General features: G+C 70.6%; 20 protein-coding genes. 5 read left to right on the top strand and 15 right to left on the bottom strand.

Features of this window, described 5'->3' with window-relative positions; all coding sequences use genetic code 11:
- Position 1 precedes the first annotated feature (1 nt).
- The 13 genes from Q5762_RS20050 to Q5762_RS19990 all read right to left on the bottom strand — a co-directional run bounded on the left by Q5762_RS20050 (position 2) and on the right by Q5762_RS19990 (position 12,267).
- Positions 2-697 carry a demethylmenaquinone methyltransferase gene (locus Q5762_RS20050; protein ID WP_315893540.1) on the bottom strand — a complete coding sequence of 232 codons (696 nt, stop codon included), beginning with the start codon at positions 695-697 and terminating at the stop codon, positions 2-4.
- 110 nt (positions 698-807) lie between these two features.
- The gene (locus tag Q5762_RS20045) at positions 808-1,407 is read right to left on the bottom strand and encodes a hypothetical protein (RefSeq protein WP_315893539.1); all 600 of its coding nucleotides are present in this window, start codon (positions 1,405-1,407) and stop codon (positions 808-810) included.
- A 7-nt stretch (positions 1,408-1,414) separates the two neighbouring features.
- Positions 1,415-2,614 (bottom strand): cyclic dehypoxanthinyl futalosine synthase, encoded by a 1,200-nt coding sequence (gene mqnC, locus Q5762_RS20040; protein ID WP_315893538.1) that lies wholly within the window; start codon positions 2,612-2,614, stop codon positions 1,415-1,417.
- A gap of 174 nt (positions 2,615-2,788) precedes the next feature.
- A complete protein-coding gene (locus tag Q5762_RS20035; RefSeq protein WP_315893537.1) occupies positions 2,789-5,743 on the bottom strand; it encodes a BTAD domain-containing putative transcriptional regulator in 2,955 nt (984 codons plus the stop codon).
- A gap of 79 nt (positions 5,744-5,822) precedes the next feature.
- A complete protein-coding gene (locus Q5762_RS20030) occupies positions 5,823-6,290 on the bottom strand; it encodes a pilus assembly protein TadG-related protein (protein ID WP_315893536.1) in 468 nt (155 codons plus the stop codon).
- Entirely contained in the window at positions 6,287-6,733 is a 447-nt protein-coding gene (locus Q5762_RS20025; protein WP_399495207.1) for a TadE/TadG family type IV pilus assembly protein, read from the bottom strand. Before Q5762_RS20025 ends, Q5762_RS20030 begins: the two co-directional genes overlap by 4 nt.
- Positions 6,734-6,740: 7 nt before the next feature.
- On the bottom strand, positions 6,741-7,190 hold the full coding sequence (locus Q5762_RS20020) for a pilus assembly protein (protein WP_315893535.1): 450 nt from the start codon (positions 7,188-7,190) through the stop codon (positions 6,741-6,743).
- Positions 7,191-7,218: 28 nt separating this feature from the next.
- The gene (locus tag Q5762_RS20015) at positions 7,219-7,467 is read right to left on the bottom strand and encodes a hypothetical protein (protein WP_315893534.1); all 249 of its coding nucleotides are present in this window, start codon (positions 7,465-7,467) and stop codon (positions 7,219-7,221) included.
- A gap of 46 nt (positions 7,468-7,513) precedes the next feature.
- Positions 7,514-8,449 (bottom strand): type II secretion system F family protein, encoded by a 936-nt coding sequence (locus Q5762_RS20010; protein WP_315893533.1) that lies wholly within the window; start codon positions 8,447-8,449, stop codon positions 7,514-7,516.
- Positions 8,446-9,393, bottom strand: coding sequence for a type II secretion system F family protein (locus Q5762_RS20005; RefSeq protein ID WP_315893532.1), 948 nt, complete (start codon positions 9,391-9,393; stop codon positions 8,446-8,448). The genes Q5762_RS20010 and Q5762_RS20005 overlap by 4 nt, the downstream gene beginning before the upstream one ends.
- Positions 9,394-9,403: 10 nt before the next feature.
- Positions 9,404-10,708, bottom strand: coding sequence for an ATPase, T2SS/T4P/T4SS family (locus Q5762_RS20000; protein WP_315893531.1), 1,305 nt, complete (start codon positions 10,706-10,708; stop codon positions 9,404-9,406).
- A complete protein-coding gene (locus tag Q5762_RS19995) occupies positions 10,705-11,535 on the bottom strand; it encodes a hypothetical protein (protein ID WP_315893530.1) in 831 nt (276 codons plus the stop codon). The genes Q5762_RS20000 and Q5762_RS19995 overlap by 4 nt, the downstream gene beginning before the upstream one ends.
- 30 nt (positions 11,536-11,565) lie before the next feature.
- Entirely contained in the window at positions 11,566-12,267 is a 702-nt protein-coding gene (locus tag Q5762_RS19990; protein WP_315893529.1) for a hypothetical protein, read from the bottom strand.
- Positions 12,268-12,609: 342 nt separating this feature from the next.
- Here Q5762_RS19990 and Q5762_RS19985 point away from each other — a divergent pair, with 342 nt between their 5' ends.
- Both Q5762_RS19985 and Q5762_RS19980 read left to right on the top strand, forming a co-directional pair.
- Positions 12,610-13,500, top strand: coding sequence for a hypothetical protein (locus tag Q5762_RS19985; protein WP_315893528.1), 891 nt, complete (start codon positions 12,610-12,612; stop codon positions 13,498-13,500).
- A gap of 406 nt (positions 13,501-13,906) precedes the next feature.
- Positions 13,907-14,488, top strand: a complete 582-nt coding sequence (locus tag Q5762_RS19980) for a TerD family protein (protein ID WP_315893527.1) — start codon at positions 13,907-13,909, stop codon at positions 14,486-14,488.
- Positions 14,489-14,804: 316 nt separating this feature from the next.
- Here Q5762_RS19980 and Q5762_RS19975 read toward each other — a convergent pair whose 3' ends face one another.
- Both Q5762_RS19975 and Q5762_RS19970 read right to left on the bottom strand, forming a co-directional pair.
- Positions 14,805-15,242, bottom strand: coding sequence for a hypothetical protein (locus tag Q5762_RS19975; RefSeq protein WP_315893526.1), 438 nt, complete (start codon positions 15,240-15,242; stop codon positions 14,805-14,807).
- A gap of 83 nt (positions 15,243-15,325) precedes the next feature.
- Positions 15,326-15,691: a hypothetical protein gene (locus tag Q5762_RS19970; RefSeq protein WP_315893525.1), complete on the bottom strand. Its 366-nt coding sequence runs from the start codon at positions 15,689-15,691 to the stop codon at positions 15,326-15,328.
- Positions 15,692-15,848: 157 nt separating this feature from the next.
- Here Q5762_RS19970 and Q5762_RS19965 point away from each other — a divergent pair, with 157 nt between their 5' ends.
- The 3 genes from Q5762_RS19965 (at position 15,849) to Q5762_RS19955 (ending at position 18,396) form a co-directional block, all read left to right on the top strand.
- On the top strand, positions 15,849-16,121 hold the full coding sequence (locus Q5762_RS19965; RefSeq protein ID WP_315893524.1) for a winged helix-turn-helix domain-containing protein: 273 nt from the start codon (positions 15,849-15,851) through the stop codon (positions 16,119-16,121).
- A gap of 599 nt (positions 16,122-16,720) precedes the next feature.
- Positions 16,721-17,368, top strand: a complete 648-nt coding sequence (locus Q5762_RS19960; protein WP_315893523.1) for a hypothetical protein — start codon at positions 16,721-16,723, stop codon at positions 17,366-17,368.
- Complete coding sequence (locus tag Q5762_RS19955; RefSeq protein ID WP_315893588.1) at positions 17,365-18,396, top strand: hypothetical protein; 1,032 nt, start codon at positions 17,365-17,367, stop codon at positions 18,394-18,396. The genes Q5762_RS19960 and Q5762_RS19955 overlap by 4 nt, the downstream gene beginning before the upstream one ends.
- Positions 18,397-18,770: the final 374 nt, after the last annotated feature.

Here is an 18,770-nt window from a genome sequence, read left to right as displayed (position 1 = left end):
GTCAGGCGGCCTTGAACCCTCGGTGCAACGCGACGATGCCTCCGCTGAGATTCCGCCACGCGACCTTCGACCAGCCGGCCTTCTGGAGCAGGCCGGCGAGGGTCGGCTGGTCGGGCCAGGAGCGGATGGACTCGGCGAGGTAGACGTACGCGTCCGGGTTGGAGGAGACCGCGCGGGCCACCGGCGGGAGGGCGCGCATCAGGTACTCCTCGTACACCGTGCGGAACGGCGCCCAGGTCGCGTGCGAGAACTCGCAGATCACGACGCGTCCGCCGGGCTTGGTCACCCGGTACAGCTCGCGGAGGGCGGCCTCGGTGTCCTGGATGTTGCGGAGCCCGAAGGAGATGGTGACGGCGTCGAACACGTCGTCGCGGAAGGGGAGGTTCATGCCGTCGCCGGCGGTGAACGGCATCCACGGGTGCTTCTTCTTGCCGACCTGGAGCATGCCGAGCGAGAAGTCGCAGGGGACGACGTACGCGCCCGCGCGGGCGAAGGGCTGCGAGGACGTGGCTGTCCCTGCGGCGAGGTCCAGGATCTTCTGCGCCGGGCGGGCGTCGACCGCCTTGGCGACCTCCTTGCGCCAGCGGCGGTCCTGCCCGAGCGAGAGCACGTCGTTGGTGAGGTCGTAGTTCGCGGCGACGTCGTCGAACATCGAGGCGACTTCGTGCGGCTGCTTGTCCAGGGATGCGCGGGTCACTGGCGTTCGGCCTCGCAGACTCGGGTACGGGCGGTTCGGGCGGTGCGGGCGGTGCGGGCCCATTCTCGCAGGCGCCCCGACCACGACGACGGCGGCATGCCCGGGGGTGCTCAGCGGCGGCGGTGGACCAGGCGGCCGGTGATGACCGTGGCCACGCAGGTCGAGGCGCCGTGGCGGACCAGGGCCGCGGGGGTGGGGACGTCGAAGACGGCGAAGCGGGCGGGGCCGCCCGGCGCCAGGCGGGGCAGCAGGACCAGCGGCACCGGGGAGAAGGACGGGGGCCCCGGCAGCACCTCCGGGCGCCGGCCGACCACGAGCCCCGCCCGCCGCACCGCGTCCACCGCGCCCCGGCCGCGCAGTTCACCGGCGACGGCGACCGTCCCGTGCGCCAGCATCCGCTGCACGCCGCGCCGGGCCGAAGCGGCCCGCCGGGACGGGTCGGCCCGGAAGATCCGCTGCGCCCGCTCCCCCGTGATCGGCTCGGTGCCGAAGGCGTCGGCCTCCCGCGGGTCCGGGTGGTACATGCCTTCGAGCAGCTCGGGCGCGTACGGGTTGAGCAGCCCCGGCGTGAGGATGCCCGGCCACCGCCGCACCCGTGCCTCCGGGCGCGCCGCGACCAGGTCCTCGAACGGGCCGACGGCGGCGAGGTGCGCGCCGTCGACCAGGACCGCGGTCTCGGGCGACGCCTCGGCTACGTGGATCGTCAGCACGGCGGCCTCAGTTGGCGTCGAGGAGCTTCAGCTCGGGGTGGGCCGTACCGCCCTCGATCGCCGTCGAGGAGATGTGCGAGACGACGCGCTCGTCGACCGGGTCGTTCGCCGGGTCCTCGTGCACGACCAGGTGCTCGTACGTCGTCGCCCGCTGCGCGGGCACGCGGCCCGCCTTGCGGATCAGGTCCATGATCTCCAGGCGGTTCGACCGGTGCTTGGCGCCCGCCGAGGAGACGACGTTCTCCTCCAGCATGATCGAGCCCAGGTCGTCGGCGCCGTAGTGCAGCGACAGCTGGCCGGCCTCCTTGCCGACGGTCAGCCAGGAGCCCTGGATGTGGGCGATGTTGTCCATGAAGAGCCGCGCGACCGCGATCATCCGCAGGTACTCGAAGATCGTCGCCTGCGTACGGCCCTTGAGGTGGTTGTTCTCGGGCTGGTACGTGTACGGGATGAAGGCCCGGAAGCCGCCCGTCCGGTCCTGTACGTCACGGATCATCCGCAGGTGCTCGATGCGCTCCGCGTTCGTCTCACCCGTGCCCATGAGCATGGTGGAGGTCGACTCGACCCCGAGCTTGTGCGAGATTTCCATGATCTCCAGCCACCGCTCGCCGCTCTCCTTGAGCGGGGCGATCGCCTTCCGTGGCCGCGCCGGGAGCAGCTCGGCGCCGGCGCCCGCGAAGGAGTCGAGGCCGGCCGCGTGGATCCGGGTGATCGCCTCCTCGACGGAGACGCCCGAGATCCGGGCCATGTGCTCGACCTCGGACGCGCCGAGGGAGTGGATGACCAGCTGCGGGAAGTCCTTCTTGATGGCCGCGAAGTGCTTCTCGTAGTACTCGACGCCGTAGTCCGGGTGGTGGCCGCCCTGGAACATGATCTGCGTACCGCCGAGCTCCACGGTCTCCGCGCAGCGGCGCAGGATGTCGTCGAGGTCGCGGGTCCAGCCCTTGGCGGTGTCCTTGGGCGGCGCGTAGAAGGCGCAGAACTTGCACGCCGTCACGCAGACGTTCGTGTAGTTGATGTTCCGCTCGATGATGTACGTCGCGATGTGCTCGGTCCCCGCGTACCGGCGCCGGCGCACCGCGTCGGCGGCCACGCCCAGCGCGTGCAGGGGCGCGGAGCGGTAGAGGTCGAGCGCCTCCTCGGGGGTGATCCGGCCACCCTCGGCGGCACGGTCGAGCACGGACTGGAGGTCGGCCTTCTCGGTCACCGGGTGCGTCCCTTTCGGAGGGGTTCTTGGGCTTCTTGGCGGGCTGAACCAGCCTACGCGAGGGCGCCGTACTCGCCTCACAGCACCCCGGCACCCGGACGTTGTCGCGGGCCGCTGTGCCCTCACTCCGTGACCACTGCGGCAGGCCATGCGAGCAGCGGGGCCGTCACGGGATCAGCCGGCCGACTCAAGGCCGACGCGCCAGGCAGGGAGGAGCTCGTCCAGGAGCGCCTCCGTCCGCGGAGGCAGGCCGCGCGAGCCGCCGTTCGCGACGAGGGAGGCGGCGAGCTCGCTGAGACGGGCGGTGTCTCCGGCGGCATGGGTCGCGCGGAGCAGCTCGTTCCACAGCCGCTCGTCCGTCGGCGAGGAGGACAGCCCCGCGGTCAGCGCGACGATGGCCGGCTTTGGCTGGTTCCGGCCGAGGTGGTGCTCGGCCAGGGCGAGCGCCACATCCGCGACGAGCAGCGGCAGTCGCGCGTCGATGATCTCGTGCGAGAGCCAGCCATAGCGGCCCTCCGGCCGGTTCGCCAGCAGCGGACCGCGTACGAGGCCGAGCGCGTCGGTCAGCAGCCGCTCCCGTACGGTCGCGCTGCCCGCGCCCTTCCCCTGCGTCGCCTCGTGGTGCAGCGAGCGCAGCACGTCCAGGTCGGAGACGACGGACGGCGCCAGGGTGAGGCGGCCGGCCGCGTCGGGCCGCAGGCGCGGCGAGCCGTCCGGGTCGGAGCCGAGCCAGTCGCGCAGCCGCTCGATGAGCGCGTCCCGTACGTCCTCGGTCGCGCCGCGCGGCCACAGAGAGGCGGCGAGCACGCGTGGGTGCACGCCCTCGCGGTGCAGCAGGAGCAGGGCCAGGGCCTCGTGCATCAGGACGCCGCGGTCGCTGTCGGGCGCGTCGAGGCCGATGAGCTCGTACGGCCCGACGAGACGGGCGTAGACCGCCGGACGGCCCCGCTCACTGATGTCGACGAGGAAGGGGGCGGTGGACGGGTCCGGGTTCGGGTCGTCGCCGGGCTCGGCGTCTCGGAAGAGCTGGACGACGGCCTCGTGCTGGGCGCGCGGGAGCATCTGGGCGTCGAGTTCGAGGCCGAGGAGGGGGGCGAGCAGACGCCCCTCGGCGTTGATCTCCAACTCCCAGGTGGCGCCGGGCAGTTCCCCCCGCTCCGTGCCGACAAGGTAGCCCAGGCCGAGACGGCCCGCACCGGCCGCGAGCTCGGCGAGCCTCGCGGCCTGGGCATCGGTGGGCTCGGCGGCGAGCAGGACGAGGTGCGGCGCCCAGCGGTTGTTCTGCGTGTGGCCGGTGCGGCCGGTGAGGACCGAGTCGTGCCCGGCGGCACCGAGCGCGCCCCGCCGCTGCCGGGTCTCGGCCTCCATGGCCTCCAGGAGGTCCTCGACACCGGCGAGGTGGCGCAGCCGGGTGGGTGCGAGCGCGCCGAGCTCCTCGCCGAAGCCGACGAGGGTGATCGTCATACGGTCCGACCAGCCGTTGGTGGCCAGCTCGGCGGCGATGGAGGCCATGACGGCGGCCCGGTCCTGCTCGGCCCCGGTCAGCGAGACGATGCCGGGCACGGACTCCAGGTTGAGCAGCAGTCGGGAGCCGTCGAGGGTGCCGAGGCTGACCAGACCGGGGTACGGGGCGGCGGTGTCGCTGCTCGCGTCCGCGGTGGCGTACGCGAGGGCGGCGGAGCGCTCCAGGCGCCAGAACGTCGGGTCCTGGCCCTGCTGCCAGGGGGCGGGCGGACGGTTCTCCGGCTGGGCGAGCTGGAGGTGCAGTTCACCTTCGGCCAGCCAGGCCGCGTACACGACCGGCAGGGGCCGGGACTCGGCCTCCAACGTGGCGGACAGCCCGCGCAGGGACTGGTCCAGGAGACGTACGGCCTCGGGGTCTGCGCCGACCATCAGCGCGTCGTGGACGTCGGCGGCGGCGCCGGTGGGTGCGGGGGGTTCCATGCCCGTACGACCAGTGACGGCGGCCATCGCGGACTGCCACAGCGCCGTACGGCGGCGGCGGCCGAGCGCGGCGAGAAGTCCTGCGGCGAGGAGCGGGGAGGCGATGAGGGCCTCGGGGAGACCGAAGGAGGAGCCGTCGGTGACCGTGGCGACGTCCGAGCCGGAGTCGGTGCCGGAGTCCGGGGCGGCGGGCCGCTCCCGCGAGGGCCGCTGCTCGGGCAGGGCGATCTGGGTGGTGTCGGTGTCCACGGCACCGCCCCCGCCCTGCCGTCCGCCGTCCTGCTGCTTCCCGCCGGCACCACCCTCAACGTGCGCGCGGTCGCCGGTCTCGATGTACTCCCCGATCTGCCGGCGTACTTCCTCGGAGACCTTCGGCGCCTCGTCGGGCATCTCGACGAGATCGCCGCCGAACGCGTCCGCGGGCAACTCCATGATCCAGCCCGGCCGGATGAGGCTCGCCTGCGAGAGCTTCGAACCGTCGGGCTGTGCCCGGTCCTTGTTGAGCTGGTAGATCTCCCCGTACCGGCGGCCGTCGCCGAGATGGCGCTCGGCGATCTCCCACAGGGAGTCGTGGTGACGGCCCTCCGGAGGCTGGATCCGGTAGAACTTCGTGCCCTGCCCCTCAGTGGCCTGCGTCGCACGCGCCGCCTCCCGCGCGCGCTCGGCGGCCTGCGCCTGCGCCTGCTGTTGGACGAGCTGGCCGGGGGTCTGCTGGGCCGCCGCCGCCACCGCCGGGCGGTGCTGCTCCTCCAGCGTCTGGCCGAGCTGCGAGAGACCGGGCGCGAAGCTCGCCGCGCTCGCGGTCACGAGGAGCAGCGCCGCCACCAACTGACGGGCGAGCGCCTGGCTCGCGCCGGCTCCGGGGATACGCGAGGGCATGCCGACCCCGGAGACCACCGCCTTCACCTCGACCAGCACGCAGGCGGTGAACTGTGCCCAGGCCAGCCAGACCACCACCGTCAGCACGCTGATGAAGGTGTTGACGGTGATCTGCCGCTGGAGCATGTCCAGCGAGGGCATCTCGTCGGGCAGCGGCCAGCCCACGAAATACGCCAGCGCTCCGGGTACGCCGACGACGAGGGCGGCCAGCGCGAGGAACGCGAGGAACGCCTTGGCGAAGTCGCCGAAGGTGCACCGGGGCGGTCGCGGACCGCTGCTCGTACGGGAGGAGGTGGTGGGTGCCATGGCAGGCTTCCTGTGGAGGAGGGTGGTGGGGCCCGGGTTGGTGGCGCCAGGGGCCAGCTCGGCCGGGCGGCCGGGCGCTCTACCCGGCGACGGACTCGGCGACCGATCTGCCTCGTACGGTCATCGAACCGCCGTAGAGGACACCGGCCAGGACCGGCTCGTAGGTGAGCTGGATCTCGACCTCGACGCGCTGGGCATCGGCCGACACGCACCCCGAGGCCGAGGCGTCGGGGATCGACATACCCGTCTCCCGGACGAATTCGCGTACCCGGGCATCACAGTTCGCGAAGTTGATCGGAGCCCCGCCGCCGGAACCGTCATACAGGGACTCCTTGTCGATGTCCTGCGCCGCGTACCGGGCGGCCTGCTCCGCGATGTCCGCGGCCCGCTCGCGCTGGGAGATCAGCAGCCCGCCGTCGATGACGAAGGCGGCCAAGGTCATGAAGACCAGCGCGAAGAGGATGAGGGCGCCGGCGCCCGAGCCCCGGTCGTCGAGTTGGTCCCGGCCCTCCCGGAGCCGGGCGCGTACTCTGTACGGCCCTCTCACGCCGCCCTCCGGAAGGGGTCGAGCGGCGAGGTCGACCGGCCGGTGATCCTGGTCTCGATGTCGAGGCCGAGCATGGCCAGGCCCCGGATCTGACAGCTGACCTCGACGGTGAAGAACCCTCCGGGTTCGAAGCCCGCGCTGGTCTTCGTCACCGTCACCGGGCCCACGCACACATCGGCGAGGTCGGCCTCCGCCGCCCTCCTCGCCTCGGTGTGGGCCGCACCGCTGTCCTTCTGGATCGAACCGGCCCTGGCCGCGTCGCGAGCGGCGCCGTCGACCGCGCCCCGCCCCTCGACGAGCTGGCCGAAGGCGACCATGACGAGGACGAGGAGAAAAGCGACGGGGGCGATGATGACCACCTCGACGGTCGAGATGCCCCGGTCGTCGGCCCGGCGCTCTTCGCCGCACCGTTCGGGTATCCATGCGCGCGCACGGTTCAGCACTACGGCGTCAGCCCCCTTCCGGCACGAATCGCTCGATCGGCCCCTGCGACCGCGCGTGGACCGTCATGTCGAGGCCGGGGAAGACGCTCGGCACCCTCCCGGTGATCTCGACGCCCACCGAGTCCTGCACCGCGTACGTCCGCACGGTGGGATCGAGGACCAGCTGCGGTCCCAGTTGGTCGATGTAGCTGTGGGCGACCTCGGACGCCTCTCCCCTCCAGCCCGGGTTCTCGTCCGCCTGCGTCCGGGCCTCGCGCGCACCCGCCTGGGCGGCGGCCTGCGTCACGTGATCCGCGAAGGAGTACAGGGCGAATTGCACCGTCGCGAAGATCAGGAAGAAGAGGAAAGGGGTGAGAAAGACGAACTCGACCGCGGACATGCCGGAATCGCCGCGGGTGGAGGCAGCCTCCACCCGGCGGCGTACGGCGGTGCGCAGGCGATCCGCGAGTCGGTTCATGGCGGCGGCCACCGATCCGTGCTCAGCCCTACTTGCACGTGCCGCTGTCGGTGGCGCCCGTGATGCAGTTCTCGACCTTCTCGGCGCCGGTTTCGAGAGCCCGGCTGATGACGACGGCGACCACGCCGACGATCGCCACGACGACGGCGGAGATGATCACCCACTCGACGGCGGACGCACCGCGGTCCAACTCGCCCGAGCGGGCGCGCTGGACCCGCCCCCGGAGAAACGTGACAAGGAAATCGGTGGCCGGGTTGCTGAGACGGAACTTGCTCATCGTTCGGGTCCTCTCGAAGAAATGGCAGTGGGGGCGTCGCCCCAGGTCAAAGGGCTCCCTGGAAGACACGCATCCCAGCCGGGAAGATCAGGAAGACCAGGAAGCCGGCGCAGAGCAGCAACTGGGCGACGAGCATCGACTGTGACTTCTCGCCCGCCGCACCTTCGATTTCGGCCATCTCCCGATGGCGCATCGTCTCGGCCCTGGACGACAGCGACTCGCGTACCTTCGCGCCGTCGTCGGCGACGAGCCCGAGGGAGGCCCCCAGGTCCTTCAGCTCCTCGATGCCCAACTCCTCACCGAGCCGTCCCAGCGCCTGCCACTGGCTGGTGCCGGTGATCCGGGCGTCCGCGAGGGTGTGGCGAATCCGGCGCAGAGCCCAGCCGTCGGACACGTCGGCCGCGGCCATCAGCGCCTCGGGCAGACCGCGCCCACCGGCCAGGTTCATGGCTACGAGGTCCAGGTAGGCCCCGACGACACGGCGCAGGTCACGGCGCTTGGCCGCCGCGTCGCGCCGTACTTCGAGGTCCGGCAGGAAGAAGAAGATGCCCGCGAAGGCGAGAGCCATCCAGATCGGCACGACCGGACCGCTGCCGAAGCCGAGCGTCCAGACCACGGCGAACACGAACGGGCCGAAGACGAGCCCGGCCGCACTCAGCAGGACCTTGGTCGCCAGGAAGTTCTCCCAGCTGCGGTCGAGAACCGCCAGATCGGAGCGGAGCGAACGCAGTTCCCAGCCCTGTTGCACGAAGAAGTCGGCGACCCGCGTGCCCACGCGTTCCCGCAGCGCGCCGAGCCGCCCCGGACGCCCGTTCACCGGGCGCCGGAAGCTCGACTCGTACGCGACTCCACGCGCCCGCATCGCGTCGATCCGGGCCACGGTCGCGACCGCGCCCCGCTTGGACGGCACGAGTGCTCGTACCAGTGTGTAGACGCCGAGACCGAGGACGGCCCCGATCACCACCGGCAGGGTGAGGTTCATCGCGGTGCCACCTCCTTGCGGGCGGACGGCACCTGCGGCCGCTCGAACCGCACCGGGGGCTCGTCACGGACCAGGAATCGCTCGGGAGTCTCGATCGTGGACAGCTTGCGCAGCCACCAGAAGCCGAGCGCGAACAGGCCGCACACACACGCCAGGACGACCTGGCCGAGCGGTGTGCCGTACGGGGCGACGAAGTCCCGGTTGAAGATGGACAGTCCGGCGACGAAGGCGAGGCTCACCCCCACGACGATCTGGACGCTGCGCCGCGTGCTGGCCCGCTGGGCCATCACTCGCTGACGCATGTCGACCTCCTCACGGGCGGACTTGGCCAGCGCGCCGAGGACCTGCCGCAGACCTGGACCGCGCAGCCGCGCGTTCAGAATCAGGGCGGCCACGATGATGTCCGCGGAGGCGTCGTCGATCTCGTCGGCGAGCGTCTGCAGGGCGTCCGGCAGCGGCGTACGGGCCCGCAGCCGGTCCACCAGCGCGTCCAGATGGGGCCGCAGCGCAGGCGTCGCGGCCCGTGCCGAGGCCGGGATGGCCTGTTCCAGGCCGACGGCGCCGGCGATGGTGTCGCGCAGCGACTCCGTCCAGGAGGCCAGCGCCTCGACCCGGCGCATCGCGGCCCGCTCCTCCGCGGCTCCGCCGAAGAGGCGGTCCCAGAAGAAGACCAGGACACCGGCGGCGATACCCATGACGGCCCAGCGGGTCAGCAGCAGGACGACGAGCGCGACACCGATGGCGAGCGAGCCCCGACGGCCCGCGAACCGGACCAGTTCGGCGAGCCGCTCACTCGATCTGGTCTTCTCGTGCTCGGCCTTCACGGGCAGGCCGCGCAGCGCGAGGACGAGCAGCGCGAGGCCACCGCCGACGACGACGCCGCAGACCAGGGCGTACAGGACGGGCAGGGAGAAGACGCCGCCCATGGAGGAGATACCGTTCATGTCTCTCCGCTCACCCCCAGGATCCGCTGGGGTGGTAGCCGAACGCGGCCAGCTCGTCGGCGCAGGAGATCGGGGCGTGCGGAACGATCCGGCCGTCGGGGGTCTCCGCGAAGACCTCGCTGGAAAGCACGCGGCCGTCTACGCCGTTCACTTCGCGTACGGAGGTGACCATACGGCGCAGGGTGCCGCCGTTGTGGAAGTTGTTGCGGCGCTCGACGAAGACCACGAAGTTGATGGCGCCGGCCACCAGCATCTGGCTCGCTTCGATGGGCAGCCGCTCGGTGGCCTGGAGCGCGTACGTGGAGATACGGCTGAAGACCTCGCTGGAGCTGTTGGCGTGGATCGTGGAGAGCGAGCCGTCGTTGCCCTGCGACATCGCGTTGAGCATGGTGACGATCTCGTCGCCGAGGACCTCGCCGACGATGACCCGCGAGGGGTTCATACGCAGTGAACGGCGCACCAGCTCCGACATCATGACGGCGCCCTGCCCCTCCGAGTTGGGCAGCCGCTCCTCGAAGGCCACGACGTTCGGGTGCAGGTCGGGAAACTGGTCGAGGCCGAGCTCCAGAGCACGCTCGACGGTGATCAGTCGCTCCTGCGGCGGGATCTCGTTGGCGAGCGCCCGCAGGAGCGTGGTCTTTCCGGCGTTGGTCGCGCCCGCGATCATGATGTTCTTACGGGCCCGGACCGCGCAGGCCAGGAAGTGGCCGAGCTCCGGGGTGAGCGTGCCGTTGCCCACCATGTCTGACATGAAGACCTTGCCCAGGCGGGCCCGCCGGATGGAGAGCGCGGGGCGGCGGGTCACGTCCATGACGGCCGAGAGGCGCGAGCCGTCGGGCAGCCGTAGGTCGAGCTGAGGGTTCGCGGAGTCGAAGGGGCGCGAGGACAGGCCCGAGTAGGCGCCGAGGACCTGGATCAGCTCGATGAGCTCCTCGTCGGTCTCGGCCACCGGGTCTGCGCGTACCTCGGCGCCGTTGGCGTAACCGACGAAGACATGGTCGCAGCCGTTGACGTCGATGTTCTCGACCTCGGGGTCGTCGAGGAGCGGCTGGAGCCGGCCGACGCCGAAGAGCGCGGCGTGCACGGCGGCCGCGAACTGCTCCTCGGTCTCCGCATCGAAGGGAGTCCGGCCGGCGTTGATCTCCGCCCGCGCGTACTCCTCCAGTATCTGGGCGATGACGGCGCGGGCGTACTGCCGCTCGTCCTCGCCGGACATCGGGGTGACCCCGGACACCTGGTCGAGGCGCCGCTGTTCGGAGACGCGGTCGCCCGCCTCCTGCCGGAAGCGCTTGACGAGCTGATGGTCGACGCTCATCGTCCCGCGCCCTGGTCGGGAGCGGCCGACCAGCCGGCCCCGTAACTCTGGTAGAGATCACGGGAGATCTGGCGGGCGGAGCGAATCAGCAGCGACTTGTCGAGCCGTCCGCGTCTGCGCCCCGCCAACTGCTCGGCCCCGGCAGGATCGTGGGCGAGGATACCGAGCACCCGGGCGCCGGACTGCGAGCCGATGAGCATGCTGTTGACCTGGTTGGCGACCTTGGAGGAGTCGCCCGGGTCGGCCACGAGCAGGACGCCGATGAGCGGGGTGGCGAGCTGCGCCGCGCCACGGTGTGAACCGTGCAGACGGTTGGCGAGCGCGAGGGCCCGGTCCCGTACGCGGGCGATGGACTCCGGCTGCGTACGCGCGATGAGCAGCACGAGGCCGGCGTGTGCGAACAGCTCCAGGGCAGGGGACTCGCCACTGATCCGGCCGCAGTCGGCGATGACGTCGGCGGGGGCCTGCGGGGAGTCGGCGAGCGCGGCGAAGGAGCGGCCGAGCAGCGGCCACTGACCGGCCAGCCCGGCGGCCTGCTCGGCGGAGCCGAGGCCGACGAGGACGTCGAGGCCGCCGGAGAGCGTCTGGGAGTGGTCCCAGAGCTGGTCGGGGGCGAGGCCTCGGCGGGCGGTCGCGGCGATGGACAACATGCCGGTGTTGGGGTTGAGCGGGCCGCCGTGGGCGGCCTGGCCGCGGTAGACGAGGTCGCCGCCGGCCGGGTCGGCCTCGGCGAGCAGCGCCCGGCGTGGCCAGACGGCCGAGAGGGCGACGGCCGCGGTGGTGACACCGGGCGAACCCTTGTCGGCGGCGAGAGCGATGAGCGCCATGTCTTCAGCTGCTTCCTGTGCGCCCGTGGATCAGCCGCTGCTCGACGGGACCAGCACGAGGGCGACCTCGCCCGCGGCGGCGGCTTGGGTCAGCTCGGCGATCTCGGAGCCGTTGACCATGACGGTGACGGGAAGGCTGCCACTGCCGACGGAGTCGCCGTCGCCCACGAGGATGTCGTTGACCGTGGCGTCCTGCACGAGGAGCGTGTTGGATCCGCTGCCCTTGTCGCTCTTGCCGGCGTCGCCGCCGACACGGTAGGCGGAGACCTTGTCACCGACCTTCAGACCGACCGGGTACTGGCCCTCCTTGAGGGAGAGCCCGACGAAGGCCTTGCCGTCGGGGAGCCCGGCCTTGTCCGAGAACATCTCACCGATGGCGACGGTGCCCGCGACGAGGGTGTTCTTGGTCTGGAGCTTCTTGAGGACGTCCTTCTGCTCCCAGCGGACGTAGTTGATGTCCGGGTCGTCGGCGACCATGACGGGCGCGATGGCGGCGTCGGTCACCGACTTGCCGGCGGGAACGTCCTTGGTGATCCGTACGACTTCGATGCGCTCCCCGGCGCGCAGCACGAGCACGGTGGCGCCGAGCGCGCCCACGAGGATGAGCAGGACGGCGAGCGCCGCCAGGGCGGGCTTGCGCTCCCGCGGGGGTGTGGGGAGCCGTTCCCCGACGTGCTGGGCGGGCCCGGAACTCCTGTGGTTCCCCGCCCCCGTACGCTCCTGGACCCTCACGCGACCGCTCCCCCGTGCCCACTGAACCCAATTCGCTCATTTGCCAACGCTTCAGGAGTTGTCGGCGAGTTGAGCGGACCTACGACATACGTCAGGTCATCGCACCGTAGCAGCAGCACATAGACCCCTCAAGGCGGGTTCCGGGTCCCGAACCTCACGCGCGGCGCCACAGCGAAGTCACAGGTACCCGCACCGACAGCCGGAGGACTCCCCCCACCCACCTTCGACCGCCCTGCCAACACCGGGTCGGCGACGGCGGGTTCAGGCCTGGCGGCCGCTCTTTCGAGGGAGGGGTTGGCATATGCCGGACCGGCTTGCCGAAGGATCACTACCGTCCGCCACATGGTCAGCTCATCCCATGAAGCGATGCACCGCATCTTCGAGAAGGACCCCGGAGTCTTCGCCCGGACCTTCCGCGCTCTCGACCTGCCCTTCCCAGACCCGGTCCAGGTGTCCCTCATGCCCACCGACCTCACCGAGATCAGGCCCCTGGAACGGCGCGTCGACACCCTGTTGAAGATCGACACTCTCTCGGACGACAGCTACCTGCTGGCCGTCGAGGCACAGGGGAGGAAGGACACCGGCAAGCCCGCGAGCTGGGCGTACTACGCCGCCCACCTCCACGCCAAGTACCGCCTCCCGTCCGTCCTTCTCATCACCTGCCAGGACAAGGGCACCGCCACCTGGGCCGCCGGCCCCTTCACCTTCGGCCCCACGTACTGGCCCACCTTCACCGTCCGCCCCCTCGTCCTGGGGCCGCACAACGTCCCGCCCATCACCGACCCGGTCGCTGCGGCCAAGGACATCCCACTCGCGACACTCTCGGCGATCACACACGGTAAAGATACGAACGCCGGTGCCATACTGAAGGCCCTGGCCGCCGCCCTGAAGACCATCGACACGGAGACCGCGGAGATCTTCGCCGAACTCACCGAACTCGGCCTGGGCGCCGCCCCGGCCGCCAAGCTCTGGAGGCATCTGATGACCGTAGACCTCGCCTTCTTCCGCTCCGAGACCTCCCAGCGCCTCCGCGCGGAGGGCCGGGAAGAGGGCCTCGTCCAAGGCCGCGCCGAAGACATCCTGCGCATCCTGGAAAGGCGCGGCGTCAAGACCCCCGACACCGTTCGCGAGCAGGTCTCCACCTGCGCCGACCTCGACGCGCTCGACACTTGGTTCGACCGCGCCCTGACCGTCACCACCGCCGAGGACCTCTTCACCGAGAGCACTGGCTGACGCCGCAGGTCAGGCGCTGGGCGCCGGTCGGGAATCAGGCCGGCGCCCAGTTCGGCAGTGTCGAGCGGGCCTTCTGACGTGGCCCCGCATCCGGATCCGGCCACTCGGTGGATCAGCGGTTCAGGTCCGTGACCGCGACACCGAACCCGCCGTAGTGCGCAGGCTCCACCCCCGCGATCACGGCCACAGGCGTATAGCCGGCCCCGATGCTGTGCACCGCCACGACAACCGCCGCGCACCCCAACGGCAGGCCTGCGTGCCGCAGCCGCAGGGCCTCAGCGGCCTGCCCATGACGACGGCTCCGCCTCACCCTCACTCACCTGATCGGCCGACAAGTACCCTACGGCCACGGGGGCCGGGCTTCGCCGCGAGTCTTCCGCAAACGCACCCACCCGAGAGGAATCGCATGCTGGACCTGACCAAGAGCGCCGGCGCGGAACACCTGACCGGCATCTCCATACTTCAGGCGGGAGTTGCCTGGAAGACCTCCGGCGGCGGCCAGAAGGGATGGCGCGGAAAGCTCAAGCGCGCGAAGGGCACCGACCTCGATCTCGCCTGCGTCGCCCTGTCCGGAGGCCGAGCCGTGCGGATGGCGTGGTTCGACAACGAAGACGCCTTCGACGACGGCTCGTTGACCACTCTCGGGGACAACACCACGGGCCGGGGCAAGGGTGACGACGAGACCGTCGTCGCACGGCTCGACGACATTCCGGCCCAGGTCGACGCGCTCGTGTTCATCGTGTCCGCCTACAAGGAGGGTGTCTCCTTCGACAAGGTCGAGGCGGTCACGCTCAACGTCTACGACGGCGGCCCCAGCGGAACGCTGCTCGGCTCGTACTGGCCGGACATCGACAGCCGCAAGAACGCGTGCGTCATGGCCACCGCCAAGCGCGGCGCGGACGGCTGGACGATCCAGATCGTCAACAAGATGGGCGACGCCCGCACACGAGACGCGCTCCTGCAACTGGCGAAGCGTCACGCGGCGTAACACCGGACCCTTCGTAACAGCCCGCCGGTTTCGTCCGAGCCGTGGACTTGGCCGGCGGGGTCCACGGGCCGTCCGCCAGCCGCTCCCAGGGGTGGGCGGACGGCCGAACGAGGAGCCGCTACGGGCCGTTGGGGCGTGGGCTGGTGGCAGGTGCACGCGCTACCTCACTGAGAAGAGGAGCCGCTCCGCGTGGTGGGGGTCACCGCTCCCGAACACGTCCTGCGGGCGACGGAAGAGCGCTCGCCCATCTCGCACTCCCCGGCCCGGCCGGAGCGTGCCGCGTCCTCGCGGACCTACTGAATCGTGCGGCCCGAATTCACCGTTCACCCTCTGCCCGGCTGCGCCAGCCTGGCGTGAGCAGGTGGAGCACGTCCGGCAAGGGCGGGAAGTGCGGTGCGCAGTCGGGGCAGGCGTAGACGTTGAAGCCGGGCCCGGAGTTCTGGTGCACCTCGGAGACGACGACCGGGGCAGTCGTGATCCGGCCGCAGCGCACACACATCCGCACCGGCCTCCGCGCCCCCGGCGCACCGCCACTGGCCGCGCACGGCTGACACACCCACTGCCGCCGCACGCCGCCCGTCGTACCGGTCGTGACCGTCACGTGCGGCCCGGCCGTCGAACCGCACACCTCGCACGCCGCCGCGTCCGCGTCCGTGGCGGGCGCCTCGGTGAGGCACGGCCAGGTCGCTCCGGGCGCATCCAGGTGGTCACCCTCGTGCCCGCCCGGAAGGACGCACGGGGGAAGGTGACGCACCGGCCCGGGACGCTCCGAGGCGGGCCGCCGCGCACCGCACACCGGAGCCGCCGCAGACTGGGGAGTCTCGGAGACCTCCGCCATCACGCCACCCCCAGCCCGTGCATGACCCGGATGTCCAGATCGATACCGAAGTCCGCCGCCAGCACCAGGGCGAGCCGCCGCTGCCGCTGCCGCGCCCGCTCCTCCCGCTGGTCATGGGCAAGGAGGTAGGGGCGGACCATGGCCGTCTCGTACCCGTTCAGCGGCACGTCGAGCCCGTAGGGGGAACGGGGGGCGGGAAGCCGTGCGGGCCCCGGACGCGGGGACGCGTCCGCCGTACTCGAAGTCGGGCATACGGGGACCCGGTCGGCCACCCGCAGGGCGGCGCGGGCGCGGTGCCGACCGCTGCCACGCGGCCCGAACACCAGCCTCGCCCACAGGGCGATGGCGCGGACAAGGTCAGACATGTCGACGCTCCTTTGCAGCGTTGGCCACGCCCCCGGACGGTTGCACCCGTCGCGGGGGTCCTTGCTGTGGACGTTAGCCTCACTCGTAGACCTTGTCTACCTCGTCTACAACGTTGCCCATATGCTCAGCGTATGACACGTAGCTAACGTCCTAATCATGGATATCGACCGTTTTGATCCGACCCCCATCTACAAACAGGTGGCGCGAGTCATCCGTGAGCGGATCAAGTCCGGTGAACTCCGACCGAAGGACCCGATCCCGTCAGAGTCGAAGCTGGTCGCGGATTACGGCGTCGCGAGGGACACGGCGCGGCAGGCAGTCGCTCTGCTGCGCTCGGAGGGATGGGTGATCACCCTTCCGCAGCGGGGCAGCTTCGTCGCCGCGCAACCACCCGCCGAGGCGCCCGAGGGGGACGCGTCCTCCGGCTGACGCACGGCCGTCCGCTCTTACCTGGCCCCTGATCAGCGCGAACGCGCTCCGCACGGCAGGGTACGCCTGGCGCAATTCGACATGGAGCCTCGCGAGGGCGCCCTTATGCTCCCTGCGGATGCAGAAGCCGTTCGGGTCGGCGGCGACCGTGACCGCCGCCACGCTGGAGGTCGGGTGGGGCTCGCCGCACTCCCCATCCCCCGCCCATACGCCCGCACGCGACCTGGTACACCGCACCCGCAGCGCTCCTGTTCGCGGCGCTGGCGTTCGCGGGTTGGCTGCTGGGCCTGTTCCTCTGCGCGGGCAAGCACGTCGTCTGCGACACCGCGACGAGTTGCACGAGGACGCCGTACAAAGCCGGCTACCAGGACCCCGCGTGGCCGCATTGGCCGTTCTGGACGGCGGGGTGTGCGCCGCCCTCGCGGTCGCGGGCTTCGTCGGGCTGATCCTCGCGCGGCGGCACTCGGCACGTAACGGCCGAATCCACGCGAGTGGGCCAGCGGCCTGGTAACGGTGAGGTGTTCGCCGTGGCGAAACCAACCACCACCCCGATAGCGTCAGAACGCTCGAGACTTCAGTTGTCCCACGGGGAGTTGCCAGTGAACCGCCGATCTTTGCCCGTTGCTGCCGCGCTCACCGCGGTGGCCACTCTCACCTTGACCGCCTGCGGCGGCACCGGCCAGCCAAACGCCGGCGACAAGATCGGCGGCGTCGACACGACACCTACGTCGGCGGCGCCAAGCCCCTCGGCTACGCCGGGAAGCGAGCGCCCGAAGATCACGCTCCCGGCCGACGTCATGGACGAGTTCCAGGGCTGGAAGACCGGGGATGCGACGAAGGACAGGATCCTGAGCGACGCCGCCCAGGCGCGCGTAGCCACCAACTTCGCTGTGACGCAAGGGAATCCTGAAGAGAAGGCGATGGCCTTCTACCGTCAGGGCGACGCCCTGATCAGTGGAATGCAGTGGGTACAGCAGTTCGTGGACGCCAAGCTCACGTACACCGGCACGGTGCGCTATTACGACCCCAAGATCGAGCTGTTCGACAAGAGTTCTGCGGGCCTCGTGTACTGCTCCGACGAGAGCCAGGCATTCGGCAAGGAGCGTGCTTCGGGGAAGGTCAACAAGACCCCGGCGACAAAGAACAACTACATCCTTTACAGCACCCGCCTCGAACTGAACAAGCAGGGTGTGTGGCAGACCACCAAAATGGCTTCGGTGAAAGGACACCAGTCGTGCACGCCATGAGTCGAAGCAGCGCGCTCGCGGCTGCCTGCATCTTCATAGGCGCCTCGGCACTCACGGTCCAGAGCGCTTACGCGGAGATCCTCCCTGGTGGCTCCGACGGTAAGACCGGGGCGAGCGGCAAGTCCGAGGGGCGCGCCCTCACCTCGCTCGTCACCTTCACGGGCTCCACCGGAGGCTCCACCAGCGCCAATAGTGGCTCCTTCACGGCCGCTGGCAACTGGACCCCGCCCGCCTGCTGGTACGAACCCCGCGCGGCCGCGGAGTTCCAGAAGTACGTCGAGGGCTTCTACGAGTCGACCGTCAACTACCCCGGGCAGCACAGCTACGCCAAGACCGCCGCTGGCCAGTTCCGGGACATGTACAAGGACGGCGAGTTCAAGAACTACAACCTCGACAAGGCCGACGAGGGCGCCTTCTGGGTCGGCGTCCAGGACGAGAACCGCTTGGACGAACCAGGCGCCTGGACCTGCAGCAAACTCCCCTTCTGGGTCGAGAACGGCAACCCGCCCAACGTCGAGAACGCCATCACCCCTGACATCCTCGCCCAACTCGCGTACAACCAGATCAACGTCCCCGAAACACGCGTCACACTGGCCCCCGCGAACAACACCAAGGTCAACCTCGCCACCTGGGCCTGGCTCGACTCGGCAACCTTCAAACCCGCCTCCGTCACGGCCTCCCTCAACGTCGCCGGCGTCAACATCTCGGCCACCACCACGGCCACCCCGCGCTCCCTCAGCCTCAAGCCAGGCACGAAGGACGCGACGCTTCACCCCGGCTCCGGGGAGTGCACCTTCCAAGACGGCCGCATCGGCGCTCCGTACACCGCGGGCTCTGCCGACAAGACCCCACCCTGCGGGCTGACTTACCTCCGCTCCTCGGGCAGCGGCACGTACAAGCTGGAGTCCACGCTCACCTGGGGCGTCTCCTGGACCGGCACGGGCACGGGCGGCGGCACGCTGCCCGACGGCACCTTCGGCGCCGCCCAGAACATCAAGGTCCAGGAAATCCAGGCCATCAACCGGTGAGCATGAACCCACTGTCACAGGGATGGGATCCCGGGCGGTGGCGCATCACCGTCCACTGGGCGTGCGCCGCAGCCACGAGTTTCGTCGGGCTGGCGGCGCTCTCACGTGTGTCGCGCTGGCGTTAGCCCCGCACGGGCGGATGTCGACGCTGACGCGCCGGCGAGGGTGGAGTCTCAGGTGAGGGCGACTCGCGGGTGAAGTTGAGGGCACAGTCGAGGGCGCAGGTGGGTTGAGTGCACGGTCGAGGTCAAGTTCGCCGTCGAGGCCGAGGGCGAAGTCGAGGAGATCACCAAAGTCCCGGTTGCTCGAATGATCCTGCGAATGCAGGACTAAACCGGACCTCAAGGGGATCAGCAGTCTGACGACCTGTACCG

The organism is Streptomyces sp. P9(2023) (assembly GCF_032436795.1).
GTDB lineage: Bacteria > Actinomycetota > Actinomycetes > Streptomycetales > Streptomycetaceae > Streptomyces.
The sequence above is the reverse complement of the archived record's forward strand: the minus strand, read 5'-3'. Positions and strand labels throughout refer to the sequence as shown.